Genomic DNA, 12,380 nt, shown 5'->3' with positions numbered 1-12,380 from the left:
CGTGGGCCCGTTCCCTGGGCCGGCTGCACGCGAGCACGGCGGGGCGCGAAGCCGACTTCAACGCGCTGCTGCGGCGGCTGGGAGGCCCGGCGAAGACCGACCCCGGCGACGGCGACGGCGACGAGCTGGGCTCACGGGTGCCGGCGGTGATCCAGGAGCGGCTCGGCATTCCGGCGCCGGACGAGGTCCTCGCGCAGGTGGCGGCGGCGCGGGAGCAGGCTGATTCGGCCGGCTTTCGCGCGTTCAGCCCGGTGGAACTGAGCCCGGACAACAACCTGGTGACGGGCGAGAGCGTCCGGTTCCTCGACTTCGAGTACGGCTGCGTCCGGTCGGTCCTGGTCGACGCGGCGCACCTGAGGCTCCCGTTCGCGAGCTGGCCGGACGCGCTGGCCCTCCCGGCGGGCATGAGCGAGGCGATGATCGCGGCGTGGCGCGCGGAGGTGGTGGCGGTCTGGCCGGCCCTGGCCGACGACGAGGCCCTGGCCGCGCACCTGACGAGCAGCGAGCTGCTGCGGGTGTGGCTGATCACGGGCGAGGAGCTGGGCTCGCTGGACCTGTCCCGCCACGCGGCCCCGGTGAGCCGCGAGGCGGCGCTGGTTACGTGGTGGCGCGACTTGGCGAGGCACGCGGGGTACGTCCGGATGACGGCGGTATCGGAGTTCGCGGCCCGGGTGGCGGCGGCTTTGGCGGCGCGGCTGGGTCCGCATGCCGATCTGGCTTTTTATCCGGCTTTTCGCTGAGTCCGGGGTGGTTGTCCACAGGGTGGCCGTGATGTGGATCGGTCGGCTGTTGGGCGGCTGTTTTCGGGTTTCCGTCGGGGCTCGCCGATACGCTGGAAGCGGGGCTGCTCCCCCAGGGACGGGCGGGGGCTGCTTTCGGGGCGGGGGCGTTCGTCGGCGGCGGGCATCGTCGGCCTGGCTTGGCCTGGCCTGGCCCGGGTGGCGGCGGCTTTGGCGGCGCGGCTGGGTCCGCATGCCGATCTGGCTTTTATCCGGCCTTTTTGCTGAGGTCGGGTGGTTGTCCACAGGGGGGTCGTGATGTGGATCGGTCGGCTGTTGGGCGGCTGCTTTGGGCTTTTCGTCGGGCCTCGCCGATACGCTGGAAGCGGGGCTGTCCCCCAGGGACGGGCGGGGGCTGCTTTCGGGGCGGGGGCGATCGCCGGGGGCACCGCGGGCAGCTTGGTGAAGTCCGGACGCCGCTTGGCCTGGTCCGGCTCAGGCGGTGGGCCTCGGCATCGTCAACGAGGCCCAACCCGCGAAAACGCGACTTTTCCGGCACCTGTGAGGTGAGCGTCAAGAATTAGGCGCCCGGTCGCGGGCGTGTTACCTCGTCCTCACCGCAAGTGAGCTTCCGTGGCCGATGGTCGTGGGCGTGACCGTGATGAGTGTCGAAGTCACTCCGTTCCCCGAACCCTCCCGCCCCGCGCTCGCGGCCGTGCCGCCGCTGGAAGCCGCCGTGCCCGCGTTGGAAGCCGTCGCGCCGCCGCTGGAAGCCGTCGCGCCAGTCCTCAAGCGCGCCCGGCGGCTCGTCGTGCTCGGCGACTCCACCGCCGTCGGGCTCGGGGATCCCCTGCCCAAGCGTGGCGGCTGGCGCGGGGTCGGCCCGCTCGTCGCGGAGGCGCTCGGGGTCGAGGCGGACGGCTACCTCAACCCCGCCTTCACCGGCGCCCGGATGCGGTGCGTGCTCACCGAACAGGTGCCCGCCGCCGTCGCGCATCGGCCCGATGTCGCTCTGCTCGTCGCCGGCATGAACGACACCCTGCGCCCGGACTTCGACGCCGCCCGGATCGCCGCCGACCTCACCGAGGTCATCCGGCGGCTCCGGGAGGTGAAGACCACCGTCATCCCGGTGCGCTTCCACGACCACAGCAAGGTCTTCCGCCTCCCGCCGTCGCTCAAGCGCGCCCTCAGCGCGCGCGTCGGCGAGCTGAACGCCGCCATCGACGAGGTCGTCGCCCGCGAACGCGTGCCCTGCCTCGACCTCGACCGCCTCCCCGGCGCCTACGACCTGACCGTCTGGAGCGTCGACCGGCTGCACCCCTCCGAACTCGGCCACCGCCTGCTCGCGGACGGCTTCACCGGCCTGCTGGCCGAAGCCGGCTTCGACGTTCCCGAGCCGGTGAGCCTCACCTGCAGCGGCGGCGTCGAGCCGAGCGCCTCCGGGCACGTGGGATGGCTGGTGCTCAAGGGAATCCCGTGGCTCTGGCGCCGCGGCCGCGAGTTCCTGCCCTACGCCGCGGTCATCATGTGGAAGTCGTTCCAGGGCCGCTGAACACCCGCAACGCCTCCGCGTCCGACGCCGGGTTCCGGACGAAGTAGTCCGCCCACTCCTCGATGCCGGGATAACCCGACCGCGCGGCCAGGAACCGGCACGCCTCCTCGACGTCGTACGCCGTGCGCCGCAGCTGGACGCCGTCGCCGAGCAGGGCCCAGTGCGCACCCCTGGCGCCGTAAGGCATTCCGACGCTCCCGGGGTTGACGACCAGCCGCCGGTCTGCCAGCCGGACGAACGGCATGTGCGTGTGACCCAGCACGACCGTTCGCTCGGCCACCCCGGAAAAGACCTCCGCCCACCGCTCCAGCGGGCTGTCGACGAGCACGATTTCCGTGTCGTCCCGAGGGGTCGCGTGGCAGAACAGCACGCTGTCGAGCGTCACCGTCAGCGGCAGGGCGTCGAGCACCGGCAGATCCGCGGGACGCAGCTGCCGCGCCGCCCACGGGAAGATCGGGTCCGGGACGAACTTCCCGGTGCCGCGCGCGGACGCCGCCAGCTCCCGGTCGGCGTTGCCCCGCACCCAGACCGCCCGCGAACCCAGCGCCCGCAGCCGCTCGAGGGTCTCGACCGGCATCGGGCCCGCGAGCAGGTCACCGAGCAGGACGATCCGATCCGCCGCCGCGACGTCCGGCTCGGCGAGCACGGCCTCCAGCGCCGGGAGGACGCCGTGGATGTCCGAGAGCACCGCCACGTTCATCGGCCCACCTTCGGGCACGGCGGCGCCCCGGGCGAGGGATTTCGCCCAGGGCGCAACCGGTTCACGCCGTGGTGAGCGGCAGCTCCCGCACCCCCGTCATGTTCGGGTTGATCTGGAACTTCGGCGACTCACCCGGGATCGTGCGCAGCGCCGGGTAGCGGTCGAACAGGATGTTCAGCGCCACCCGCCCTTCGAGCCGCGCGAGCGGTGCTCCGATGCAGAAGTGGATCCCGCGGCCGAACGCGAGGTGCGGGTTGGGGTCGCGGAGCGGGTTGAACGTGTCCGGCTCGGCGAACACCCGGTCGTCCCGGTTGGCCGCGGCGACCCAGACCATCAGCATCTGGTCCGCCGGCACGGTCGTGCCGCCCAGCTCGACCTCGCGCGTCGTCGCGCGGGCCACCGCCGCGAACGGCGACAGGTACCGCAGCGACTCCTCGATCACCGGCGGCACCAGCGACCGGTCGGCGCGCACGCGCTCGTCCCACTCGCGGTGCGTGTCCAGGCACAGCACCGCGTTGCCGAGCAGCATCGTGGTGGTGATGTGCCCGGCCAGCAGCAGGACGTTGGCGAAGTTGACGACCTCGTTGCGGGTCAGCTTCTCGCCGTCGACTTCGGCTTCGACGAGCTTCGTCAGCAGGTCCTCGCGGGGCTGCTTGCGCCGTTCGTCGACGTGCTGCCCCAGGTACTCGACGAGGGCCTTCTGCCCTTCCAGGGACTTCTCGACCGCCTCCTGCCGCCCCTGGGACTGCTCCTTCAGCGAGAACTGCTCCGAGGAGTCGAACAGCTTGTCCACCCAGCCCTTGAACAGGTGCCGGTCGCTCGCGGGGACCCCCAGCAGCTCCGCGATGACGATCACCGGCAACGGGTAGGCGAGGTCTTCGACCAGCTCGAGCCGGCCGTCGCCGCCCGCCGCGTCGAGCATCTCGTGCGTCACCGCCGCGATGCGCGGCTCCAGGTCCGCGACGACCTTCGGCGTGAACGCCCGGCTGACGAGCTTGCGCATCTTGTTGTGCAGCGGCGGGTCCAGCTGCAGCAGGTTGCCCGCCTGCATCTCCTCGAGGTCGATGTCGGGCATCATGTCCTTCGGCACCAGCCGGGTGGTGTCCGAGGAGTACGTCGCCGGGTCGCGCAGGACCTCTTCGGCCTCCGGGTGCCCGTAGACGTTCCAGAACCCGAGCTCGGCCGCGTGGTGCACGCGCTCCCCGGGCTGCTTCCCCCGCAGCCAGAACTGGGATTCGTGGAGGCCCCAGGTGTCCGCTTGTGTGGTGGTCATGTCCGCCCCTTCTTTCCCCTTGGTGGCCCCGGGTCAGCCGGGTGCCCTGGCGGGATCGTGTGCGTAGATCCCTTGCCGGTAGCCCGAGACGAGCGCCTCGAGCGCCGAGCTCAGTTCCGCCGCCACGTCCGCGACCGCCGCGGGATCGGGCTCCCCGGCCGGTTCGAACGCGGTGCGGATCAGGTGGGCGAGCACCTCCGCCTTGTCCTCGAGCGGGATGCCGTCGAACTCGTCGGAAAGCGTGTCGCCCAGGTAGAAGCCGAGCGTCGCGGCGTTGAGCGCGTACGTGAGGTTCGGGACGTCCGAGCGGATCAGCCCGCGCCGGAGCATCGCCTCCTCGAACCGCGCGCGCAGCTCGTCCTGCTGCTTGCGCAGGGCGACGTCGCCGAGCGAGCCGAACATGTCGGCCTTGCCGCGCAGCATCGCCATCACCAGCGGACGGCGGTGCGTGGTGAGGAACGACGCCGAGATCATCTTGTGCGGCAGGATCATCGCCGGGTCGGCCTTGATCCGGCCCAGGATCTCGTCGGTCAGGTCGGCCGACTCACGCATCATCAGCGCCTGGAACAGCAGCTCCTTGTTGCGCCAGTGCAGGTAGACGGTGCCCTTGCCGATGCCGACCGCGCGCGCGATGTCGTCGACCGCCACCTTCCGGTAGCCCATGCGCAGCAGCAGCTCGCCCGCCGCGTCCAGGATGCGGTCCGCGCGTTCGCGGTTGGGATGACTCATGCGTTCTCCACCTGCGGTTCCGTTGAGCGTTTGACCTATTGACCGGATTCGCACTTTTGGTCAACCAGTCATCACGACGGTAGCGCTGCCGCGTGGACCGGGGCAAGGGTTCTGTCGGTGGCTTCGGTTAACGTCATCCGTGTGGCACAGGACGAGCTCTTCACCGTGAACACCGACATCGCGCCGCCACCGGAGCGGACGACGTCGAACGCGGACGAGCGGCAGGCGGACCCGGCGAGCTCCCCGCTGGCCGTGCGGATGCGGCCGCGCGCGCTCGACGAGGTCGTCGGCCAGCAGCACCTGCTGCGCGAAGGCGCTCCGCTGCGGCGGCTGGTCGAGGGCGCCGCGCCGGCGTCGGTGCTGCTCTACGGCCCGCCCGGCACGGGCAAGACGACCCTGGCCAACCTGGTCTCGATCGCGACCGGGCGCCGGTTCGTCGCGATGTCGGCGCTTTCGGCGGGGGTCAAGGAGGTCCGCGGCGTCATCGAGGAGGCGCGCCGGCGCCGGCAGTACAACGCCGAGAACACCGTGCTGTTCATCGACGAGGTCCACCGGTTCTCCAAGACCCAGCAGGACGCGCTGCTCGGCGCGGTCGAGGACCGCACGGTGCTGCTGGTCGCGGCGACCACCGAGAACCCGTCGTTCTCCGTCGTCTCGCCGCTGCTGTCGCGGTCGCTGGTGCTGCAGCTGCGCCCGCTGACCGACGAGGACATCACGCAGCTGCTCGAACGCGCGTTGGCCGACGAACGCGGTCTCGGCGGCGAGCTGACGCTGACCGACGACGCCCGCGCCCACCTCGTCCGGCTCGCCGGCGGTGACGCGCGCCGCGCGCTGACCGCGCTGGAGGCGGCGGCGGACGCGGCGTCGGCGACCGAGGCGAAGACCATCGACCTGCCGATCGTCGAGTCCACTGTGGACAAGGCGGCGGTGCGCTACGACCGCGACGGCGACCAGCACTACGACGTCATCAGCGCGTTCATCAAGTCGATCCGCGGGTCCGATGTGGACGCCGCGCTGCACTACCTGGCCCGCATGATCGAAGCGGGGGAGGACCCGCGGTTCCTCGCCCGGCGGCTGGTCGTGCACGCCAGCGAGGACATCGGGATGGCCGACCCGACGGCGCTGCAGTCGGCCGTCGCGGCGGCGCACGCGGTGCAGTTCATCGGCATGCCGGAGGGACGGCTCGCGCTGGCGCAGGCGACCGTGCACCTCGCGACGGCCCCGAAGTCGAACGCGGTGATCGCGGGCATCGACGCCGCGCTGGCCGACGTCCGCGGCGGGCTCGCCGGCACCGTCCCGCCGCACCTGCGCGACGGGCACTACGCGGGCGCGAAGAAGCTCGGCAACGCGCAGGGCTACCGCTACCCGCACGGCGTCCCGGAGGGCGTGCTGGCCCAGCAGTACCCGCCGGACGAACTGGTCGGCAAGGACTACTACGAGCCGACCCAGCGCGGCGCCGAGCGCACGCTCGCCGAGCGCGTCCCGAAGCTGCGCCGGACGATCCGCGGGGAGAAGTGAGCCCGGCGGACGAATCGCCGGGAACCTGATCACCAGCGTGGCCCGCGGAAGCCAAGATCATCGGGTTTCGTAAGCTTCGCGCCTTGAGGCGGTCACGAACCGGGGTCGCCGCGACCGCAGGAGGCGCTCCCGTGCCCGCGACACTGCAGTGCATCGTCCTGGACTGTCCGGAACCGGTGGTGCTCGCCCGCTTCTACCAGGCGCTGCTCGGCGGCGAGGTGGACCGGCCGGACCCGCGGTGGCGCGTCGACGAGGACTGGTCGACCCTGCACGCCGGCGGGATCGTCCTGGGGTTCCAGCGCTCGTTCGACTACCGGCCGCCGCGCTGGCCCGACCCCGCCTTCCCGCAGCAGTTCCACCTCGACTTCGAGGTCGACGACTTCCGGGAATCCCACCACCAGGTGCTGGTGAACGGCGGCCGGCTGCTGGACCCCGACCTCGGCGGCCGCGGCTGGCGCGTCTACGCCGACCCGGCCGGCCACCCCTTCTGCCTCCTCGGCGACTACTGACGCGAACTGCGGGACGGGCGCGCGTTCGGCACGATGGGGACATGAGCGTCGCTTTTCTCGGAACCGGAATCATGGGCGCGCCGATGGCGGCCAACATCGCGAAGGCGGGCTTGGAGGTCCGGGTCTGGAACCGGACCCGGGCGAAGGCCGAGCCCCTCGCCGATGTCGCCACCGTCGCCGACTCGGCGGCCGTCGCGGCCGAGGGCGCGGACATCCTGGTGACGATGCTCGCGGACGGACCCGCGGTCGCTTCGGCGTTCGAAGCCGCTTCGCCCGCTTCGGGCACGTTGTGGCTGCAGATGAGCACGGTCGGCCTCGACTGGACCGACCGCCTCGCCGCGGCGGCCGAAAAGGCGGGCGTCGTGTTCGTCGACGCGCCCGTGCTCGGCACGCGGACGCCCGCGGAGCAGGCGCAGCTGCAGGTGCTGGCGTCCGGGCCGGACGAGGCCCGCCCCGCGGCCACGCCGGTGTTCGACGCGGTCGCCGTGAAGACGCGGTGGCTCGGCCCGGCCGGGCAGGGGAGCCGGCTGAAGCTGGTGGTGAACGCGTGGGTGCTCGCGCTGACCAACGCGACGGCCGAGAGCCTCGGCCTGGCCCGCGGGCTGGGCCTGGACCCGTCGCTGTTCCTGGAGACGATCGAGGGCGGCAGCCTCGACGTCGGCTACGCCCACGTGAAGGGTGCTGCGATGCTGGCGGGCGAGTACCCACCGGCCTTCCCGGCGGCCTTGGCGGCGAAGGACGCGCGTCTGGTGGTCGAGGCGGCGGGCGCCGAGGTCGACGTGGCGGGGGCCCGCGCGGCGCTGGCCCACCTGGAGGCGGCGGTGGAGGCGGGCCACGGCGAAGAGGACATGGCCGCGCTCTACACCGCGGTGATCAAGGAAAGCTGACCCCGGCTCCCGCCGCTAAGCCGGGAGGAGCGTGGCCAGGCGGTCGACGCCGAGGCCGCTCGTCATCAACCGCTCCTTCGCGTTCCCCAGCAGCCGGCGCGTCCACGGCGTGAAGCCGCCGTCGCCGACCTCGAGGAGTTCGCCGCCGAAGGACGCGTACACCTTGAAGCACAGCCCCTCGTAGTACCCGCCGCGGCCGCCTTCGCGGTCCGGGAACGGGTGGACCGGCACCTCCACCGCGGTGAGCAGGCCCTCGAACCGCGGGTCCAGCACCGTCACGCCCAGCGAGACCGCCGTGGCCCCCAGCGCGCGGCACCCGGCCACCATCAGCCGCGCGTGCTCGGCCAGCGCCGCCCGCTCGAACTCCCGGTCGCCCGTGTCGCGTCCGGCCGTCACCGCGCCGAACAGCGAGAAGTGCGCGAACAACCCGGCCGGGACCGGCTGGGCGCGCACCACGCGCTGCACCGTCGCCAGCCGGACGACACCCCCGGCGGCGCGCCGCACCGCCGCCTCCAGGGCCAGCCCCGTCGTCGGGTCCGCGGCGACCTCCGTGCCGCGGCCGGTCGGCACCACCCGGTGCTGGGCCAGCCCGGTCACCGCCGAATGCGTCCCCAGCGGGACCAGCGGCGCGAGCGTCACCAGGTCGAAACCGGACGCCGCGCCCAGCACCGCGTCCTCGACCCGCCGCAGCAGCGCGAACGGCAGGGGACTCGGGCCGGTGAACCGGTCGGCCCGGTGCCGGCGCAGCACGTCCGGCCCGGCCAGCCGGGACGCCCGCCGCCGCGCGACCTCCAGCTGGACCGTCGTCAGGTCGGCGCCGGGCAACGCGGCCAGCACGTCGGCCGCGGCCCCGCCCGGGCCGGAGAGGACCCGGCGGCCCGGTCCGTCGTCGTGTGCCATCGCCCAGGTCTACCGCGTCGCCGCCGCGGGGAGCGAGGCGTTTTCCGGCCCGCGCGGGGTGACACGGTCGGGAACCGGGCCAGGCGGTAACCTCATCCGCACCCAAGACCCGTGAACCGAGGAGGGCCCGTGTCGGCAGGGCAGATCGCCGCGTTGATCGCCGCAGGAGCATTCGTGGTGCTGGTCGTCCTGCTGGCGATCCCGCTGATCAAGCTCGGCAAGACGCTGGACGCGGCCACCGAGGCGATCGAGCGCACCAACAGCAACACCGATCCGCTGCTGATCGGCGCGAACCAGACGATCACGCACGTCAACACCCAGCTCGAGCGGGTGGACGGGATCACGTCGAACGCGCAGGCCGTCACCGGGAACGTCTCCGCGCTGACGTCGGTGTTCACCGCGACCCTGGGCGGCCCGCTCGTCAAGACCGCGGCGCTGTCCTACGGGCTCAGCAAGGCGATCCGGGCGCGCAAGAAGAAGAACGCGCTGAAGGCCGCGAAGAAGGCGGCGAAGTGAAGCGGCTGTTCTGGCTCGGCGTCGGCGTGGTCGCCGGGGTCGCGCTGTCCCGCAAGGCCGCCGAAACCGCTCGTCAGGCCACTCCGGCCGGGTTAGCATCGAACCTGGGCGAGGCCGTGCGCGAGCTGGCCGGCGCCGTGGGTTCGTTCGGCGCGGAGGTCCGCGCGGGCATGAGCGAGCGGGAGCAGGAGTTGCACGACATGGTCGAGGAGCGCACGGGCGTCACCGCGCCCCGCGCCGAAGGACGGCACGCCGCTGCCGCCCGGCGCCCGGTCCGGCGAGCTCGCCGGGCGGAGGGCTGATCCGGGCCTGCCCGGAACCCTTCCGCCGTCGACGTCGCCCCGCTCTTCGCCACCAGTACAAGGACAGACTCCGTGGACACACACGAAATCACCGATCGTTTCCTGCGCCATTTCGAAAGCAAGGGCCACACGCGCGTGCCCAGCGCGCCGCTGATCCTCGACGACCCCAACCTGCTGTTCGTCAACGCCGGCATGGTGCAGTTCAAGCCGTACTTCCTCGGTGAGGCGCCGCCGCCGTACCCGCGCGCGACCTCCGTGCAGAAGTGCGTGCGCACGCCGGACATCGACGAGGTCGGCAAGACCACCCGGCACAACACGTTCTTCCAGATGGCCGGCAACTTCTCCTTCGGCGACTACTTCAAGGAAGGCGCCATCGAGTACGCCTGGGAGCTGATCACCAAGCCCCAGGGCGAAGGCGGCTTCGGCCTCGACCCGAACCGCATCTGGGCGACCGTCTACAACGACGACGCCGAGGCGGCCGGCCTGTGGCGCAAGCTCACCGGGCTGCCCGGCGAGCGCATCCAGGAGCGCGACGGCAAGGACAACTACTGGGACATGGGCGTGCCCGGTCCCGGCGGCCCCTGCTCGGAGATCTACTACGACCGCGGCCCGGCGTACGGCCGCGAGGGCGGCCCGGTCGCCGACGAGGACCGCTACATCGAGATCTGGAACCTCGTCTTCATGCAGGACGTCCGCGGCGACCTGAGCCCCAAGCTCGGGCACAAGCCGATCGGCGTGCTGCCGAAGAAGAACATCGACACCGGCATGGGCGTCGAGCGGGTCGCGACGATCCTGCAGGGCGTCGAGAACGTCTACGAGACCGACCTCGTGCGCCCGGTCATCGGCCGCGCCGAGGAGTTCTCCGGCCGCCGCTACGGCTCGAACCACGCCGACGACGTCCGCTTCCGCGTCATCGCCGACCACGCCCGCACCGGCGTCATGCTGATCGGCGACGGCGTCACCCCGGGCAACGACGGCCGCGGCTACGTGCTGCGCCGGCTGCTGCGCCGCATCGTCCGCTCGACGCGCCTGCTGGGCGTGCAGGAGCCGGTGCTGCAGGAGTTCGCGAAGGTCGTGCGCGACACCATGGGCCCGACCTACCCGGAGCTGGTCAGCGGGTTCGACCGCATCAGCGAGGTCGTCCGGATCGAGGAGGAGGCGTTCCTCTCGACCCTGACGAGCGGCTCGCGCATCTTCGACCTGGCGGCCGAGGAGACCAAGCGCGGCGGTGGCGACGTGCTCGCCGGCGACAAGGCCTTCCAGCTGCACGACACCTACGGCTTCCCGATCGACCTGACCCTCGAGATGGCGGCCGAGCAGGGCCTGACCGTCGACGAGGACGGCTTCCGCACGCTCATGAACGAGCAGCGCACCCGCGCGAAGGCGGACGCGGCGGCCCGCAAGACCGGCCACGGCGACCTCTCGGAGTACCGGAAGGTCCTGGAGCAGCACGGCGAGACCGAGTTCCTCGGCTACACCGACCTGCAGGCCGAGGCGAAGGTCGTCGCGCTGCTCGAAGACGGGCAGCCGGTCCGCAGCGTCTCGGCGGGCAGGAAGGCGGAGCTGGTCCTCGACCGCACGCCGTTCTACGCCGAGAGCGGTGGCCAGGTCGCCGACACCGGCGTGCTGCTGGGCGACGGCGTCGAGCTGAAGGTCCTCGACGTCCAGAAGATCGTCCCGGGCCTGTTCGTGCACCGCGTCGAGGTCGTCGACGGCGAGATCGGCCTGGACTCCAGGGTCACCGGCTCGGTCGACGCGCACCGCCGGCTGTCCATCGAGCGCTCGCACTCCGCGACGCACCTGGTGCACGCGGCCGTCCGCGGCGCGTACGGCAAGCGCGCGGCGCAGGCGGGTTCGCTGAACTCGCCGGGCCGCATGCGGTTCGACTTCACCACGCCGGGCTCGGTGTCGGCGGACGTGCTGACCGAGGTCGAGCAGGAGGTCAACGACTACCTGCAGACGAACGTCGAGGTGCAGAGCTTCACCACGACCAAGGACAAGGCCCTCGAGCTGGGCGCGGTTGCGCTGTTCGGCGAGAAGTACGGCAACGACGTCCGCGTGGTCGACATGGGCGAGTACTCCCGCGAGCTCTGCGGTGGCACGCACGTCGACCGGATCGGCCAGCTCGGCCTGGTCAAGCTCGTCTCCGACGCCTCCATCGGCTCGGGCGTGCACCGCGTCGAGGCACTGGTCGGCTCGGACGCGCTGAAGTACGTCCGCAAGGAGCAGCTGCTGGTCTCGCAGCTGGCGAACACCTTCAAGGTGCCGTCGGACGAGCTGCCGGGCCGCATCGAGGACGTCCTGACCCGGCTGAAGAACGCCGAGAAGGAGATCACGCAGCTCAAGACCCAGCAGGTGCTGGGCTCGGCGGGCTCGCTGCTCGACAAGGCGCAGGAGATCGGCGGCGTCACCGTGGTGGCGGAGGTCGTCCCGGACGTCGACGGCAACGGCCTGCGCGCGCTCGCCTCCGACATCCGCGGCCGGCTCGGCACGCGGCCCGGCGTGGTGGCGCTGTTCTCCCCGGCCGGCGAGAAGCTGAGCTTCGTCGTCGCGACGACGAAGGCGGCGCAGGACAAGGGCATCGCGGCGGGCAAGCTCGTCCCGTCGTTCGCCGAGAAGATCGGCGGCCGCGGCGGCGGCAAGCCCGACATGGCCCAGGGTGGCGGCACCAACCCGGCCGGCGCGGCCGAGGCGGTCACCGCCCTCCGTTCGGCGATTGCCGGCATTGGTTAACCGCGGGAACCGCGGCCCGGATCGGCCAGGCAAGGACGATCC

Annotated in this window: 11 protein-coding genes and 1 pseudogene; 8 read left to right on the top strand and 4 right to left on the bottom strand. The window is 72.1% G+C overall.

What is annotated here, in order from left to right:
- Positions 1 to 740, top strand: a pseudogene (locus tag ABZ342_RS44330) (phosphotransferase); the annotation flags it as partial.
- 619 nt (positions 741 to 1,359) lie between these two features.
- Positions 1,360 to 2,271: an SGNH/GDSL hydrolase family protein gene (locus ABZ342_RS44325; RefSeq protein ID WP_360486727.1), complete on the top strand. Its 912-nt coding sequence runs from the start codon at positions 1,360 to 1,362 to the stop codon at positions 2,269 to 2,271.
- On the opposite strand, the gene ABZ342_RS44320 is transcribed toward ABZ342_RS44325, so the two are convergent.
- The 3 genes from ABZ342_RS44320 to ABZ342_RS44310 all read right to left on the bottom strand — a co-directional run bounded on the left by ABZ342_RS44320 (position 2,243) and on the right by ABZ342_RS44310 (position 4,973).
- A complete protein-coding gene (locus ABZ342_RS44320; protein ID WP_360486724.1) occupies positions 2,243 to 2,971 on the bottom strand; it encodes a YfcE family phosphodiesterase in 729 nt (242 codons plus the stop codon). The genes ABZ342_RS44325 and ABZ342_RS44320 overlap by 29 nt on opposite strands.
- A gap of 61 nt (positions 2,972 to 3,032) precedes the next feature.
- Entirely contained in the window at positions 3,033 to 4,244 is a 1,212-nt protein-coding gene (locus ABZ342_RS44315) for a cytochrome P450 (RefSeq protein WP_360486721.1), read from the bottom strand.
- Positions 4,245 to 4,277: 33 nt separating this feature from the next.
- A complete protein-coding gene (locus ABZ342_RS44310; protein WP_360486718.1) occupies positions 4,278 to 4,973 on the bottom strand; it encodes a TetR/AcrR family transcriptional regulator in 696 nt (231 codons plus the stop codon).
- A 141-nt stretch (positions 4,974 to 5,114) separates the two neighbouring features.
- Between ABZ342_RS44310 and ABZ342_RS44305 the strand changes: the two genes are divergently transcribed.
- The 3 genes from ABZ342_RS44305 to ABZ342_RS44295 all read left to right on the top strand — a co-directional run bounded on the left by ABZ342_RS44305 (position 5,115) and on the right by ABZ342_RS44295 (position 7,887).
- A complete protein-coding gene (locus ABZ342_RS44305) occupies positions 5,115 to 6,491 on the top strand; it encodes a replication-associated recombination protein A (RefSeq protein ID WP_360486715.1) in 1,377 nt (458 codons plus the stop codon).
- A 131-nt stretch (positions 6,492 to 6,622) separates the two neighbouring features.
- Complete coding sequence (locus tag ABZ342_RS44300) at positions 6,623 to 7,000, top strand: VOC family protein (RefSeq protein WP_155542368.1); 378 nt, start codon at positions 6,623 to 6,625, stop codon at positions 6,998 to 7,000.
- A gap of 41 nt (positions 7,001 to 7,041) precedes the next feature.
- The gene (locus ABZ342_RS44295) at positions 7,042 to 7,887 is read left to right on the top strand and encodes an NAD(P)-dependent oxidoreductase (protein ID WP_360486712.1); all 846 of its coding nucleotides are present in this window, start codon (positions 7,042 to 7,044) and stop codon (positions 7,885 to 7,887) included.
- A gap of 15 nt (positions 7,888 to 7,902) precedes the next feature.
- On the opposite strand, the gene ABZ342_RS44290 is transcribed toward ABZ342_RS44295, so the two are convergent.
- Positions 7,903 to 8,787, bottom strand: coding sequence for a hypothetical protein (locus ABZ342_RS44290; RefSeq protein WP_360486709.1), 885 nt, complete (start codon positions 8,785 to 8,787; stop codon positions 7,903 to 7,905).
- A gap of 129 nt (positions 8,788 to 8,916) precedes the next feature.
- Between ABZ342_RS44290 and ABZ342_RS44285 the strand changes: the two genes are divergently transcribed.
- The 3 genes from ABZ342_RS44285 (at position 8,917) to alaS (ending at position 12,338) form a co-directional block, all read left to right on the top strand.
- Positions 8,917 to 9,303, top strand: a complete 387-nt coding sequence (locus ABZ342_RS44285) for a DUF948 domain-containing protein (protein ID WP_086865270.1) — start codon at positions 8,917 to 8,919, stop codon at positions 9,301 to 9,303.
- A complete protein-coding gene (locus ABZ342_RS44280; protein WP_155542371.1) occupies positions 9,300 to 9,605 on the top strand; it encodes a hypothetical protein in 306 nt (101 codons plus the stop codon). Before ABZ342_RS44285 ends, ABZ342_RS44280 begins: the two co-directional genes overlap by 4 nt.
- Before the next feature lie 72 nt (positions 9,606 to 9,677).
- Positions 9,678 to 12,338, top strand: coding sequence for an alanine--tRNA ligase (alaS, locus tag ABZ342_RS44275; protein WP_360486705.1), 2,661 nt, complete (start codon positions 9,678 to 9,680; stop codon positions 12,336 to 12,338).
- Positions 12,339 to 12,380: the final 42 nt, after the last annotated feature.

Origin of the sequence: Amycolatopsis sp. NPDC005961, assembly GCF_040629235.1 — a bacterium.
GTDB classification, from domain to species: domain Bacteria; phylum Actinomycetota; class Actinomycetes; order Mycobacteriales; family Pseudonocardiaceae; genus Amycolatopsis; species Amycolatopsis camponoti.
Note: the sequence above shows the minus strand (reverse complement) of the source record. Positions and strands in the feature narration are given on the sequence as shown.